The following is a 14,647-nucleotide window of genomic DNA, read 5'->3' on the forward strand; positions in this document are numbered from 1 at the left end:
CGCCGGGAAAACGATGGACGTTATGGACGGTCGTCGACTTCCTTCTCAGTGTTGGCCGGAGGAATGAGATCTTCAGTGCTCAGGTTCAGCCAGATCAACACCACGTTCGCGATGTAGATCGACGAGTAGGTACCCGCCAGAACACCGATAAACAGAGCGATGGAGAAGCCGAACAGGTTATCGCCACCAAAGAACAGCAGCGCGGCGATCGCCAGCAGGGTGGAGATCGACGTTGCCATGGTCCGCAGCAGAGTCTGAGTCGTCGAGATGTTGATGTTCTCGATCAGCGAAGCCTTGCGCAAGACACGGAAGTTCTCACGCACCCGGTCGAATACGACGATGGTGTCGTTGAGCGAGTAGCCGATGATCGCCAGCACCGCTGCCAATACCGTCAGGTCGAAGGTAATCTGGAAAAACGACAGGATACCGATGGTCACGATCACGTCGTGGATCAACGATACGATGGCGCCGACCGCGAACTTCCACTGAAAGCGGAAAGCCAGGTAGATCAGGATGCCGCCGAGTGCCAGCAGCATGCCGAGGCCGCCCTGGTCACGCAGCTCTTCACCGACCTGTGGGCCGACGAACTCGACACGCTTGACGGTAGCGGGGTTATCGCCGCCGACCTTTTGCAGCGCTTCTGCAACCTGATGACCCAGTTGCGGGTCTTCACCCGGCATACGCACCAGCAGGTCGGTGGTTGCACCGAAGTTCTGCACGACGGCCTCGTGGTAACCCGAAGTCACCAGTTGCTCGCGCACCTTGGTGACGTCAGCCGGACGCTCGTAGGTCAGCTCGATGAGCGTACCGCCGGTGAAGTCCAGTCCCCAGTTCATGCCCTTGTGGAACACACTGAAGATGGCCAGCAAGGTCAGAAATACGGTGACGCCGAACGCAAAGTTGCGGACGCCCATGAAGTTGATTGTACGTAACATGGCAGCCCCTTAAATCCACAACTTCTTGAAGTCACGTCCGCCAAAGATCAGGTTGACCATTGCGCGGGTCACCATGATGGCCGTGAACATCGAGGTAAAGATCCCGAGGGACATGGTCACTGCGAAGCCCTTCACCGGGCCGGTGCCCATGGCGAAGAGGATGCCGCCGACCAGCAAGGTGGTCAGGTTGGCGTCGAGAATCGCAGTGAATGCCCGGCCGAAGCCTTCGTTGATTGCACGTTGCACGGTCATGCCGGCAGCGATCTCTTCACGAATCCGCGAGAAGATCAGCACGTTGGCGTCGACCGCCATACCCATGGTCAACACGATACCGGCGATACCCGGCAGGGTCAGCGTCGCACCCAGCAGCGACATCAGCGCCAGCAGCAGCACCATGTTCACCGCCAGTGCAACGGTGGCGATCAGGCCGAAGAAACGGTAGATGGCGATGATGAACAGCGAGACGAACAGCATGCCCCACAGCGATGCATCGATACCCTTGGTGATGTTGTCCGCCCCCAGGCTCGGGCCGATGGTGCGTTCTTCAGCGAAGTACATCGGAGCAGCCAGACCACCGGCACGCAGCAGCAGCGCCAGTTCGGACGATTCGCCCTGACCGTTCAGGCCGGTGATACGGAACTGCGCACCCAGCGGCGACTGAATGGTCGCCAGGCTGATGATTTTCTTCTCTTCCTTGAAAGTCTGCACCGGCACGTCTTTCTCGACGCCATCAACCACTTGCTTGACGTAAGTAGTGACCGGGCGCTGTTCGATGAAGATCACCGCCATGCTGCGACCGACGTTGCTGCGGGTCGCGCGATTCATCAGATCGCCGCCGTGACCATCCAGACGGATGTTCACTTCAGGCGTACCGTGCTGCGAATCGAAACCGGCCTTGGCGTCAGTCACCTGGTCACCGGTGATGATCAGGCCACGCTCGATCTGGGCAGGAGGACGCTTGCCTTCACGGAACTCGAAGGTTTCGGAAGTGGCTTTCGAAGCGCCCGGCTCTGCAGCCAGACGGAACTCCAGGTTGGCCGTCTTGCCGAGGATACGCTTGGCTTCGGCGGTGTCCTGCACGCCCGGCAGCTCAACCACGATACGGTTGGCGCCCTGACGCTGGACGATCGGTTCGGCAACACCCAGCTCGTTGACGCGGTTACGTACCGTGGTCAAGTTCTGCTTGATGGAGTATTCACGGATTTCCGCCAGCTTGGCCGGGGTCATCGCCAGACGCAGCACCGGTTGACCGTTGAGGTCGGCCGGAACAATGTCGAAATCGTTGAAATTCTTGCGGATCAGCGCACGGGCCTGTTCGCGGGAATCAGCATCGCTGAAGCCCAGCTGAATGGCACCATTGAGTTGCGGCAGGCTGCGATAACGCAGTTTCTCTTTGCGCAGCAGGCTCTTGACGTCGCCTTCGTAGACTTTCAGGCGGGCGTCGAGGGCTTTGTCCATGTCCACTTCCAGCAGGAAGTGCACACCACCGGACAAGTCCAGACCCAGCTTCATCGGGTGCGCGGCCAGGTTGCGCAACCATTGCGGGGTGGTTTGTGCCAGGTTCAGCGCGACGACGTAGTCATCACCCAATGCCTTGCGGACAACGTCCTTGGCCGGCAGCTGGTCTTCAGCCTTGGTCAGACGGATCAGACCGCCCTTGCCGTTCGCAGCCAGGCTCGAGGCCTTGACGTTGATCCCGGATTCCTTGAGCGCGGTGCTCACGCGATCCAGGTCGGCCTGATTGACCTGCAGGGCCGTGCTGGCGCCGCTGATCTGAATGGCCGGGTCATCGGGGTATAGATTCGGAGCGGAATAAATCAGACCGATCGCCAGCACCGCCAGGATCAGAATGTATTTCCACAGAGGATATTTGTTCAGCATCACGCCGCCCGTTATGAACGCGGGGCGCCTTGCGCGCCCCGTCGATTGAGTAGAAGTTGGAACCTTAGATCGCTTTCAGCGTGCCTTTTGGCAGCGTGGCGGCGATGGCGCCCTTCTGGAACTTCATTTCCACGGTGTCGGAAACTTCCAGAACCACGAAGTCATCGGCCACTTTGGTGATCTTGCCGGCGATGCCGCCGGTAGTGACCACTTCGTCGCCCTTCTGCAGGCTGCTCAGCAGGTTCTTCTGCTCTTTGGCACGCTTGGCCTGTGGACGCCAGATCATCAGGTAGAAGATGACCAGGAAGCCGACCAGGAAAATCCACTCGAAGCCGCCGCCCATAGGCGCTGCAGCCGGTGCAGCCGCGTCAGCCATGGCATTAGAGATAAAAAAGCTCATTTAGCACTCCAGTTGCAAATGTTGAATCTTGGGGTCAGAAAACTCAGTCCAAAGGCGGAACGGGAAGCCCGCGCTTGGCGTAGAAGGCATCGACAAAGGCGGCCAATGTACCCTGTTGAATAGCCTCGCGCAAACCAGCCATCAGCACCTGATAATGGCGCAAATTGTGGATGGTATTGAGCATGCTGCCGAGCATTTCGCCGCACTTGTCCAGATGATGCAGATAAGCGCGGGAGAAGTTCTGGCAGGTATAGCAATCGCAGGTCGGATCCAGCGGCGAATCATCATGGCGATGGAACGCGTTACGGATCTTCAGCACGCCTGCATCAATGAACAGATGCCCGTTGCGGGCATTACGGGTTGGCATCACGCAATCGAACATGTCCACACCGCGGCGCACACCCTCAACCAGATCTTCCGGTTTGCCAACGCCCATAAGGTAACGAGGTTTGTCAGCCGGCATCATGCCCGGCAGATAATCCAGCACCTTGATCATTTCGTGCTTGGGCTCGCCCACCGACAGACCGCCGATGGCCAGACCGTCGAAGCCGATCTTGTCCAGGCCTTCCAGCGAGCGCATGCGCAGGTCCTGGTGCATGCCGCCCTGAACGATGCCGAACAGCGCCGCCGTGTTGTCGCCATGGGCATTCTTCGAACGCTGGGCCCAGCGCAGCGACAGCTCCATGGACACTCGGGCAACGTCTTCGTCAGCCGGGTACGGGGTGCATTCGTCGAAGATCATCACGATGTCCGAGCCCAGGTCGCGCTGGACCTGCATCGACTCTTCCGGGCCCATGAACACTTTCGAGCCGTCGACCGGGGAGGCAAAGGTCACGCCCTCCTCCTTGATCTTGCGCATGGCGCCGAGGCTGAACACCTGGAAACCGCCGGAGTCGGTCAGGATCGGGCCTTTCCACTGCATGAAATCGTGCAGGTCGCCGTGTTCCTTGATCACTTCGGTACCCGGGCGCAGCCACAGGTGGAAGGTGTTGCCCAGAATGATCTCCGCGCCCGTGGCGACGATGTCACGCGGCAACATGCCCTTGACCGTGCCGTAGGTGCCCACCGGCATGAAGGCCGGGGTCTCGACGGTGCCACGAGGGAAGGTCAGACGACCACGACGAGCCTTGCCATCGGTGGCAAGCAACTCGAAAGACATACGACAGGTGCGACTCATACGGATTCCTCTGGGCCGCGGGGGGCGGGATTACGGGTGATGAACATCGCATCACCGTAGCTGAAAAAGCGGTATCCGTTATCGACTGCGGCTTTGTAGGCAGCCATGGTTTCCGGATAACCGGCGAACGCCGAGACCAGCATCAACAGCGTGGATTCGGGCAAATGGAAATTGGTGACCAGCGCATCGACCACATGGAACGGCCGGCCTGGGAAGATAAAGATGTCGGTGTCACCGCTGAACGGCTTGAGCACGCCATCGCGGGCGGCGCTTTCCAGCGAACGCACGCTGGTGGTGCCGACAGCGATGACTCGACCGCCGCGCTCACGGCAAGCGGCGACTGCATCGACCACATCCTGACCGACTTCCAGCCACTCGCTGTGCATGTGGTGATCTTCGATCTTCTCGACACGCACCGGCTGGAACGTGCCAGCGCCGACGTGCAGCGTGACGAACGCGGTCTCGACGCCCTTGGCGGCAATCGCTTCCATGAGCGTCTGATCGAAATGCAGCCCGGCGGTCGGTGCCGCCACCGCGCCGAGCTTCTCGGCATACACAGTCTGATAGCGCTCGCGATCCGAACCTTCGTCCGGGCGGTCTATATAAGGAGGCAACGGCATGTGCCCGACGCGATCGAGCAGCGGCAGCACGTCTTCGGCAAACCCCAGTTCGAACAGCGCATCGTGACGCGCCAGCATCTCGGCTTCGCCGCCGCCGTCGATCAGGATCTTCGAACCCGGTTTCGGCGACTTGCTGGAACGCACATGGGCCAGCACGCGATGGGAATCGAGCACGCGTTCGATGAGGATTTCCAGCTTGCCGCCAGACTCCTTCTGCCCGAACAGGCGCGCCGGAATCACCCGGGTATTGTTGAACACCATCAGATCGCCCGGGCGCAAATGCTCAAGCAGATCAGTGAATTGACGGTGTGCCAAGGCGCCGCTGACCCCATCCAGGGTCAACAGGCGACTACCGCGACGCTCGGCCAAAGGATGGCGGGCAATCAGCGAATCAGGAAGCTCGAAGGTAAAGTCAGCAACGCGCATGATGGGGTTCGTCTAGCAGGGCCGGGAAGTCTAGCGGAAATATCGAAAATTGACCATGAAACGTGATTGACCAACGGTAGGCACCTCTCTATACTTCGCCGCCATTGAGCCCTGATGGCGGAATTGGTAGACGCGGCGGATTCAAAATCCGTTTTCGAAAGGAGTGGGAGTTCGAGTCTCCCTCGGGGCACCACATAGCAGTATCTGAGAGTCTCTACCAGCCTCTCGGACCCAAAGAAACCGGCCACTTGAGCCGGTTTTTTTGTGCCTGTCTGTTTATCCCTGTCTCCCTTATCCATTGCATCCCTGCATCCCTGCATCCCTGCATCCCTGCATCCCTGCATCCCTGCATCCCTGCATCCCTGCATCCCTGCATCCCTGCATCCCTGCATCCCTGCATCCTAAGAAAAACACGGAACTTGGGATACAAGGATGAAACGCGTAGACATAAAGCGCCCCCCCTCTCTCTGATAGACGCTTGCGGGACTGGAGTCAGAGCCGCTGACGAAACTGGCGATGCAGTATTGGGCGGATTCAACCGGTCGTCGCAACACCTTGATCGAGGTGTTTATGGGACGACCCGCAGGATGGATGCAAAAATTGACGGGCCGGGGAGCGGTGCGTTCTCCATGTGCACCCTCACTTCGTAATGAGATCGAGCGGCTATTTTGGGTGCAGATTGCAACAGGCATCACAAGCGAAAAGGCAGCACATGCCGTTGGCGTATCAACCGCGGTAGGTACACGCTGGTTCCGTCATCGAGGCGGGATGCCATTATTCATGTCGAATCACATATCAGGACGATACTTATCGTTTGCAGAGCGAGAAGAGATTGGGCTGCTTCGAGCGCAAAGTGTTGGCGTTCGTGAGATCGCCCGTCGCCTTGGACGAAGCCCATCGACAATTTCACGGGAGCTGACACGAATTGCTGCTACCCGTTGCGGTCGGCTTGAATATCGAGCGTCAGTAGCGCAATGGAAGGCAGAGCTGGTGGCCAAGAGGCCGAAACCAGCGAAACTGGTCACTAACCCGCGACTGCACCAGTACGTACGCGACCACCTTGAGGGCAAGGTTCAAGACGCCGATGGTCGTGAGATTTCTGGGCCTCGGCAAGCACCCTTCAAAGGCCGAAATAAACCGCATCGCAGTGACCGTAAATGGGTCAATGGCTGGTCGCCTGAACAGATTGCCAACCGGCTCCAGATCGATTTCCCGGATGATGAATCCATGCGCATCTCTCATGAAGCCATATATCAGGCGCTCTACATTCAGAGTCGAGGAGCTCTCAAGCGCGAACTGGTGAGCTGCCTGCGCTCAGGACGAGCATTGCGCGTGCCGAGAGCCAGAGCGCAGGCCAAAGTGTGGGCACATGTCAGCGAGGACGTCATGATCTCCAGTCGCCCTGCTGAGGTAGAAGATCGGGCTGTACCCGGGCATTGGGAGGGCGACCTGATCATCGGTCTGAACCGGTCTGCGATTGGAACTCTGGTCGAGCGCTCAACTCGATTTACCATGCTCGTCCATCTGCCTCGCGAGAAAGGTTATGGGCTAATTCCCCGCACGAAGAACGGCCCGGCGCTGGCTGGCTATGGGGCTGTTAGTATGGCCAACGCATTGAAGAAGTCGGTGACTGATCTTCCCATCGAGCTGTGGCGATCTTTGACCTGGGATCGTGGAAAGGAGCTGCCGGATCACGCTCGATTTACCATCGAGTCCGGAGTAAAGGTTTTCTTTGCTGATCCACATAGTCCATGGCAGCGTGGCACAAACGAAAATACGAACGGCCTCCTACGGCAATACTTTCCGAAAGGGACTGACCTCTCTCGTTGGAGTGCCCAAGAAATACAGGCGGTAGCTCACGTACTTAATACTAGACCTCGAAAAACACTAGGCTGGAAAACACCTGCCGAAGCACTGAATGAGTATCTAAAGTCTGTACAACAATCCAGTGTTGCGACGACCGGTTGAATCCGCCTTGCGAGCCCGGATCCGAGTGAAGCAGCAGCGCTTGAGGCCGGCCACGCTTCCCGTAAGCCATGTCCAACGCTCTGATCACAAAAGGCATGCGATCCTGTTTGCTGACTAACACCAGCTCCCGCACCAGGCCATACACCTTGAGCCGACCGATTTACTCACCATCTTCCTGCGTCATCGACACGATGCAACAGGAGGATGGCGGCGCTTCAACTTTGCGTAAACAGCTCAACTGCGCAACCGAAGCCGCCCAACGTCCGGAGATCGACGCCTGAGGCGCCGGGCGCAGTAGCACGAGCGAGTATCAACAAAGACCATGCAAAGCCAATCAACCGGCTTCTGGGCGCTTAGTTGGTCAAGGGACTGGGTGTCCGGCATGAAGGCTTCCTTGGAAAAGTACAAAAGCTAGGGCTGAACCTTAGCATTGTCGGCCGGCGAGGACAGCCGCAAGGCGGCTGAGAATGCTGTAAGAACTTTCCTGCGGACAAAACAAAACCCCAACTGCTTTCGCAATTGGGGTTTCGGAATTTAATCTTGACGATGACCTACTCTCACATGGGGAAACCCCACACTACCATCGGCGATGCATCGTTTCACTTCTGAGTTCGGGATGGGATCAGGTGGTTCCAACGCTCTATGGTCGTCAAGAAATTCGGGTACTGAGTCGTGGCCAGATGGCCTCGCTTCAGCAAATTGGGTATGTGACAGCTTTCGGTGTTTTGTGAGCGTCGAACTTTCGGTTCATTGCGTCTTCACACACCGCAATCTGGCCTTTCGACTCAAATTGCTTGGGTGTTATATGGTCAAGCCTCACGGGCAATTAGTATTGGTTAGCTCAACGCCTCACAGCGCTTACACACCCAACCTATCAACGTCGTAGTCTTCGACGGCCCTTCAGGGAACTCAAGGTTCCAGTGAGATCTCATCTTGAGGCAAGTTTCCCGCTTAGATGCTTTCAGCGGTTATCTTTCCCGAACATAGCTACCCGGCAATGCCACTGGCGTGACAACCGGAACACCAGAGGTTCGTCCACTCCGGTCCTCTCGTACTAGGAGCAGCCCCTCTCAAATCTCAAACGTCCACGGCAGATAGGGACCGAACTGTCTCACGACGTTCTAAACCCAGCTCGCGTACCACTTTAAATGGCGAACAGCCATACCCTTGGGACCGGCTTCAGCCCCAGGATGTGATGAGCCGACATCGAGGTGCCAAACACCGCCGTCGATATGAACTCTTGGGCGGTATCAGCCTGTTATCCCCGGAGTACCTTTTATCCGTTGAGCGATGGCCCTTCCATACAGAACCACCGGATCACTAAGACCTACTTTCGTACCTGCTCGACGTGTCTGTCTCGCAGTCAAGCGCGCTTTTGCCTTTATACTCTACGACCGATTTCCGACCGGTCTGAGCGCACCTTCGTACTCCTCCGTTACTCTTTAGGAGGAGACCGCCCCAGTCAAACTACCCACCATACACTGTCCTCGATCCGGATAACGGACCTGAGTTAGAACCTCAAAGTTGCCAGGGTGGTATTTCAAGGATGGCTCCACGCGAACTGGCGTCCACGCTTCAAAGCCTCCCACCTATCCTACACAAGCAAATTCAAAGTCCAGTGCAAAGCTATAGTAAAGGTTCACGGGGTCTTTCCGTCTAGCCGCGGATACACTGCATCTTCACAGCGATTTCAATTTCACTGAGTCTCGGGTGGAGACAGCGCCGCCATCGTTACGCCATTCGTGCAGGTCGGAACTTACCCGACAAGGAATTTCGCTACCTTAGGACCGTTATAGTTACGGCCGCCGTTTACCGGGGCTTCGATCAAGAGCTTCGCGTTAGCTAACCCCATCAATTAACCTTCCGGCACCGGGCAGGCGTCACACCCTATACGTCCACTTTCGTGTTTGCAGAGTGCTGTGTTTTTAATAAACAGTCGCAGCGGCCTGGTATCTTCGACCGGCGTGAGCTTACGCAGCAAGTGCTTCACCCTCACCGGCGCACCTTCTCCCGAAGTTACGGTGCCATTTTGCCTAGTTCCTTCACCCGAGTTCTCTCAAGCGCCTTGGTATTCTCTACCCAACCACCTGTGTCGGTTTGGGGTACGGTTCCTGGTTATCTGAAGCTTAGAAGCTTTTCTTGGAAGCATGGCATCAACCACTTCGTCGCCTAAAGGCAACTCGTCATCAGCTCTCGGCCTTAGAATCCCGGATTTACCTAAGATTCCAGCCTACCACCTTAAACTTGGACAACCAACGCCAAGCTGGCCTAGCCTTCTCCGTCCCTCCATCGCAATAACCAGAAGTACAGGAATATTAACCTGTTTTCCATCGACTACGCTTTTCAGCCTCGCCTTAGGGACCGACTAACCCTGCGTCGATTAACGTTGCGCAGGAAACCTTGGTCTTTCGGCGTGGGTGTTTTTCACACCCATTGTCGTTACTCATGTCAGCATTCGCACTTCTGATACCTCCAGCAAGCTTCTCAACTCACCTTCACAGGCTTACAGAACGCTCCTCTACCGCATCACTTACGTGATACCCGTAGCTTCGGTGTATGGTTTGAGCCCCGTTACATCTTCCGCGCAGGCCGACTCGACTAGTGAGCTATTACGCTTTCTTTAAAGGGTGGCTGCTTCTAAGCCAACCTCCTAGCTGTCTAAGCCTTCCCACATCGTTTCCCACTTAACCATAACTTTGGGACCTTAGCTGACGGTCTGGGTTGTTTCCCTTTTCACGACGGACGTTAGCACCCGCCGTGTGTCTCCCATGCTCGGCACTTGTAGGTATTCGGAGTTTGCATCGGTTTGGTAAGTCGGGATGACCCCCTAGCCGAAACAGTGCTCTACCCCCTACAGTGATACATGAGGCGCTACCTAAATAGCTTTCGAGGAGAACCAGCTATCTCCGAGCTTGATTAGCCTTTCACTCCGATCCACAGGTCATCCGCTAACTTTTCAACGGTAGTCGGTTCGGTCCTCCAGTCAGTGTTACCTAACCTTCAACCTGCCCATGGATAGATCGCCCGGTTTCGGGTCTATTCCCAGCGACTAGACGCCCTATTAAGACTCGCTTTCGCTACGCCTCCCCTATTCGGTTAAGCTCGCCACTGAAAATAAGTCGCTGACCCATTATACAAAAGGTACGCAGTCACAGAACAAAGTCTGCTCCCACTGCTTGTACGCATACGGTTTCAGGATCTATTTCACTCCCCTCTCCGGGGTTCTTTTCGCCTTTCCCTCACGGTACTAGTTCACTATCGGTCAGTCAGTAGTATTTAGCCTTGGAGGATGGTCCCCCCATATTCAGACAAAGTTTCTCGTGCTCCGTCCTACTCGATTTCATGACTAAGAGATTTTCGCGTACAGGGCTATCACCCACTATGGCCGCACTTTCCAGAGCGTTCCGCTAATCTCAAAGCCACTTAAGGGCTAGTCCCCGTTCGCTCGCCACTACTAAGGGAATCTCGGTTGATTTCTTTTCCTCAGGGTACTTAGATGTTTCAGTTCCCCTGGTTCGCCTCTTGCACCTATGTATTCAGTACAAGATAACCATCTTGTGATGGCTGGGTTCCCCCATTCAGACATCTCCGGATCAAAGTCTGTTTGCCGACTCCCCGAAGCTTTTCGCAGGCTACCACGTCTTTCATCGCCTCTGACTGCCAAGGCATCCACCGTATGCGCTTCTTCACTTGACCATATAACCCCAAGCAATCTGGTTATACTGTGAAGACGACATTCGCCGAAAATTCGAATTTCTCAATTAAGAGAACTCACAAATTTTACCTTAGCCTGATCACCACCAGTGAAAGTGGATCTCAGTCTATCTTTCTATCACATACCCAAATTTTTAAAGAACGAACCAGTCAAAGACTAGAAATCAACATTCACCATCACAGCGATGGAATGCTCATTTCTAAGCTCTTACTTCAGAAGCAGTAGTGGTGGAGCCAAGCGGGATCGAACCGCTGACCTCCTGCGTGCAAGGCAGGCGCTCTCCCAGCTGAGCTATGGCCCCGTATTTCTACAGGCGTTTCCCACACAAAATTGGTGGGTCTGGGCAGATTCGAACTGCCGACCTCACCCTTATCAGGGGTGCGCTCTAACCAACTGAGCTACAGACCCAATTTCGGGCTGCTTCTTTCGTCTTCTTCAATGAATCAAGCAATTCGTGTGGGAACTTATGGAGCAGCTGATGTCGTCGATTAAGGAGGTGATCCAGCCGCAGGTTCCCCTACGGCTACCTTGTTACGACTTCACCCCAGTCATGAATCACACCGTGGTAACCGTCCTCCCGAAGGTTAGACTAGCTACTTCTGGTGCAACCCACTCCCATGGTGTGACGGGCGGTGTGTACAAGGCCCGGGAACGTATTCACCGCGACATTCTGATTCGCGATTACTAGCGATTCCGACTTCACGCAGTCGAGTTGCAGACTGCGATCCGGACTACGATCGGTTTTATGGGATTAGCTCCACCTCGCGGCTTGGCAACCCTTTGTACCGACCATTGTAGCACGTGTGTAGCCCAGGCCGTAAGGGCCATGATGACTTGACGTCATCCCCACCTTCCTCCGGTTTGTCACCGGCAGTCTCCTTAGAGTGCCCACCATAACGTGCTGGTAACTAAGGACAAGGGTTGCGCTCGTTACGGGACTTAACCCAACATCTCACGACACGAGCTGACGACAGCCATGCAGCACCTGTCTCAATGTTCCCGAAGGCACCAATCCATCTCTGGAAAGTTCATTGGATGTCAAGGCCTGGTAAGGTTCTTCGCGTTGCTTCGAATTAAACCACATGCTCCACCGCTTGTGCGGGCCCCCGTCAATTCATTTGAGTTTTAACCTTGCGGCCGTACTCCCCAGGCGGTCAACTTAATGCGTTAGCTGCGCCACTAAGAGCTCAAGGCTCCCAACGGCTAGTTGACATCGTTTACGGCGTGGACTACCAGGGTATCTAATCCTGTTTGCTCCCCACGCTTTCGCACCTCAGTGTCAGTATCAGTCCAGGTGGTCGCCTTCGCCACTGGTGTTCCTTCCTATATCTACGCATTTCACCGCTACACAGGAAATTCCACCACCCTCTACCATACTCTAGCTCGCCAGTTTTGGATGCAGTTCCCAGGTTGAGCCCGGGGATTTCACATCCAACTTAACGAACCACCTACGCGCGCTTTACGCCCAGTAATTCCGATTAACGCTTGCACCCTCTGTATTACCGCGGCTGCTGGCACAGAGTTAGCCGGTGCTTATTCTGTCGGTAACGTCAAAATTGCAGAGTATTAATCTACAACCCTTCCTCCCAACTTAAAGTGCTTTACAATCCGAAGACCTTCTTCACACACGCGGCATGGCTGGATCAGGCTTTCGCCCATTGTCCAATATTCCCCACTGCTGCCTCCCGTAGGAGTCTGGACCGTGTCTCAGTTCCAGTGTGACTGATCATCCTCTCAGACCAGTTACGGATCGTCGCCTTGGTGAGCCATTACCTCACCAACTAGCTAATCCGACCTAGGCTCATCTGATAGCGCAAGGCCCGAAGGTCCCCTGCTTTCTCCCGTAGGACGTATGCGGTATTAGCGTTCCTTTCGAAACGTTGTCCCCCACTACCAGGCAGATTCCTAGGCATTACTCACCCGTCCGCCGCTGAATCCAGGAGCAAGCTCCCTTCATCCGCTCGACTTGCATGTGTTAGGCCTGCCGCCAGCGTTCAATCTGAGCCATGATCAAACTCTTCAGTTCAAACATCTTTGGGTTTTTAAGAAACCCTAAACTTGGCTCAGCAATCGTTGGTTACATCTTTGATTTCTCGCGGAGTAACTTGTGATGCTGATAATCTTGTTGACTATCAGTCTGACTCCACAAGCACCCACACGAATTGCTTGATTCAGTTGTTAAAGAGCGGTTGGTCAAGATCTTTCGTCTCAACCGAGGCGCGCATTCTACAGCAGCCTCATTTGCTGTCAAGTGATTATTTTCAGAAGCTTTCGAAGATTTCTTCAACAACTTCAACCACTTGCGCTTCCGATCTCTCGTTAGCGGGAGGCGAATAATACAGCATTAAAATGCGTGGTCAACCCTTGCCTGGAAATTCTTTTCCCTTACCAAAAAGCCCAGATTCCACTATGAAACCTACCAGGCCTTTACAAAACATCAGGGCAGCAGAGTACCCATACCACAGTGCCACTGAATCTCCCCTTACGTTCATAGACGCTGAATGACCGCTATTGGCTGTGGATTGCTGCCTGGAATGACTGACAGGCCTGGGTCGACAGTTGCCTATAACGGCAGGCCAGACGCCTGTTGACAATGACGCCCCACACAACACGCATCTCGTCGGCGGTCAGAAAGTATGTTTTTATAAATACCAATCAAATGCTTAACCTGTTCTTCGAGTCCCCCTCGGGAACCAAAATTAGAAAAGGTCTTGCCTGGCAAGGCCTTTTTTTCATTTGCAGGAAGGTGCCATCGCCCTTCCGACGAGACATCACAAAGGTTCACCGCATGGAAACATCACTGGAAACAGTCGCCCTTTTCTCCCTGAAACTCGCCTACGAGGAAGAAGGCCTGAGCCCGATTCTGCGGGATGATCTGGTCATGGGCGATTATGAGCGGGACGTGTTCGAGCTGTTGGTGCGCCGGGGCGATGTCGAGACGATTCAGTTCAAGATGAATGAATGCCTGAGTCTTGCGCTGGACGCTCTGGGCGGCGTGGAAAAGCCGCTGGGGCGTGAGCTGCACAAATTGTCCGCCGATTTCAGCCAGGCACGGTCGATGGAGCAGTTGGATGCGCCGCTCCTCGCCCTCAAGGGTTATTTGAAAGACGTGCTGTAAGGCCTCACAGAAGATGCCGGGAAATGTACTTCGAGATCTCCACCATCGACGTCTTCCCGGTGAATTCGAACTTCACCTTGCCCAGCGACGAAAAGTAAATCTCCAGCTCCGAGTCCAGATCGAACGTCCCTGACGTTTCGACGGAATACGCGACGATGTTCTTGTACGGCAACGAGGTGAAGTCCTTCTTGCTGCCGGTAATGCCCTGGACGTTGACCGCGATGATGCGTTTGTTGGTGAACACCACGCCATCGCGCATGGCCTTGTAGGAGTCGATCACCTCTTCGCCATCCAGCAAGAGCGCGGTCACGCGTTCGGCGTATTCGTCGTTCTGTTTGAGTTTGAAGAAGCCTTTGTTGTTGAAGTCGATCATCTTTCGATCCTCCGGAGATAGAAAACTATTGGCT

8 protein-coding genes, 3 tRNA genes and 3 rRNA genes are annotated in these 14,647 nt (G+C 55.3%); 3 read left to right on the forward strand and 11 right to left on the reverse strand.

Annotation, left to right across the window (positions count from 1 at the left end; translation table 11 throughout):
• Window positions 1-20: 20 nt before the first annotated feature.
• The 5 genes from secF to queA form a co-directional block, all read right to left on the reverse strand.
• The gene (gene secF, locus KJY40_RS24785) at window positions 21-935 is read right to left on the reverse strand and encodes a protein translocase subunit SecF (RefSeq protein WP_064383915.1); all 915 of its coding nucleotides are present in this window, start codon (window positions 933-935) and stop codon (window positions 21-23) included.
• 9 nt (window positions 936-944) lie between these two features.
• Window positions 945-2,816: a protein translocase subunit SecD gene (gene secD, locus KJY40_RS24790; RefSeq protein WP_011335820.1), complete on the reverse strand. Its 1,872-nt coding sequence runs from the start codon at window positions 2,814-2,816 to the stop codon at window positions 945-947.
• Window positions 2,817-2,880: 64 nt separating this feature from the next.
• Window positions 2,881-3,216: a preprotein translocase subunit YajC gene (gene yajC / locus KJY40_RS24795; RefSeq protein ID WP_007956696.1), complete on the reverse strand. Its 336-nt coding sequence runs from the start codon at window positions 3,214-3,216 to the stop codon at window positions 2,881-2,883.
• Between the two features lie 43 nt (window positions 3,217-3,259).
• Window positions 3,260-4,375 carry a tRNA guanosine(34) transglycosylase Tgt gene (gene tgt / locus KJY40_RS24800; RefSeq protein WP_230737756.1) on the reverse strand — a complete coding sequence of 372 codons (1,116 nt, stop codon included), beginning with the start codon at window positions 4,373-4,375 and terminating at the stop codon, window positions 3,260-3,262.
• 14 nt (window positions 4,376-4,389) lie between these two features.
• Entirely contained in the window at window positions 4,390-5,439 is a 1,050-nt protein-coding gene (gene queA / locus KJY40_RS24805) for a tRNA preQ1(34) S-adenosylmethionine ribosyltransferase-isomerase QueA (protein ID WP_230733362.1), read from the reverse strand.
• Window positions 5,440-5,547: 108 nt separating this feature from the next.
• Here queA and KJY40_RS24810 point away from each other — a divergent pair.
• Both KJY40_RS24810 and KJY40_RS24815 read left to right on the forward strand, forming a co-directional pair.
• Window positions 5,548-5,632 (forward strand) — tRNA-Leu (locus KJY40_RS24810).
• A 398-nt stretch (window positions 5,633-6,030) separates the two neighbouring features.
• Window positions 6,031-7,407: an IS30 family transposase gene (locus tag KJY40_RS24815; RefSeq protein ID WP_230737758.1), complete on the forward strand. Its 1,377-nt coding sequence runs from the start codon at window positions 6,031-6,033 to the stop codon at window positions 7,405-7,407.
• Window positions 7,408-7,945: 538 nt separating this feature from the next.
• Here KJY40_RS24815 and rrf read toward each other — a convergent pair.
• The 5 genes from rrf to KJY40_RS24845 all read right to left on the reverse strand — a co-directional run bounded on the left by rrf (window position 7,946) and on the right by KJY40_RS24845 (window position 13,148).
• A 5S ribosomal RNA gene (rrf, locus tag KJY40_RS24825) occupies window positions 7,946-8,061 on the reverse strand.
• A gap of 151 nt (window positions 8,062-8,212) precedes the next feature.
• Window positions 8,213-11,103: ribosomal RNA gene (locus tag KJY40_RS24830) — 23S ribosomal RNA — on the reverse strand.
• Between the two features lie 244 nt (window positions 11,104-11,347).
• Window positions 11,348-11,423 (reverse strand) — tRNA-Ala (locus tag KJY40_RS24835).
• 30 nt (window positions 11,424-11,453) lie between these two features.
• Window positions 11,454-11,530 (reverse strand) — tRNA-Ile (locus KJY40_RS24840).
• Window positions 11,531-11,611: 81 nt separating this feature from the next.
• Window positions 11,612-13,148, reverse strand: a 16S ribosomal RNA gene (locus KJY40_RS24845).
• The 16S, 23S and 5S rRNA genes sit together here with 2 tRNA genes alongside, the layout of an rRNA operon.
• Before the next feature lie 762 nt (window positions 13,149-13,910).
• Here KJY40_RS24845 and KJY40_RS24850 point away from each other — a divergent pair.
• Window positions 13,911-14,240: a hypothetical protein gene (locus KJY40_RS24850; protein WP_230733364.1), complete on the forward strand. Its 330-nt coding sequence runs from the start codon at window positions 13,911-13,913 to the stop codon at window positions 14,238-14,240.
• Between the two features lie 4 nt (window positions 14,241-14,244).
• On the opposite strand, the gene KJY40_RS24855 is transcribed toward KJY40_RS24850, so the two are convergent.
• Window positions 14,245-14,613: a PH domain-containing protein gene (locus KJY40_RS24855; protein WP_095191588.1), complete on the reverse strand. Its 369-nt coding sequence runs from the start codon at window positions 14,611-14,613 to the stop codon at window positions 14,245-14,247.
• Between the last annotated feature and the right edge of the window lie 34 nt (window positions 14,614-14,647).

It is taken from the genome of Pseudomonas fitomaticsae, assembly GCF_021018765.1.
GTDB lineage: Bacteria > Pseudomonadota > Gammaproteobacteria > Pseudomonadales > Pseudomonadaceae > Aquipseudomonas > Aquipseudomonas fitomaticsae.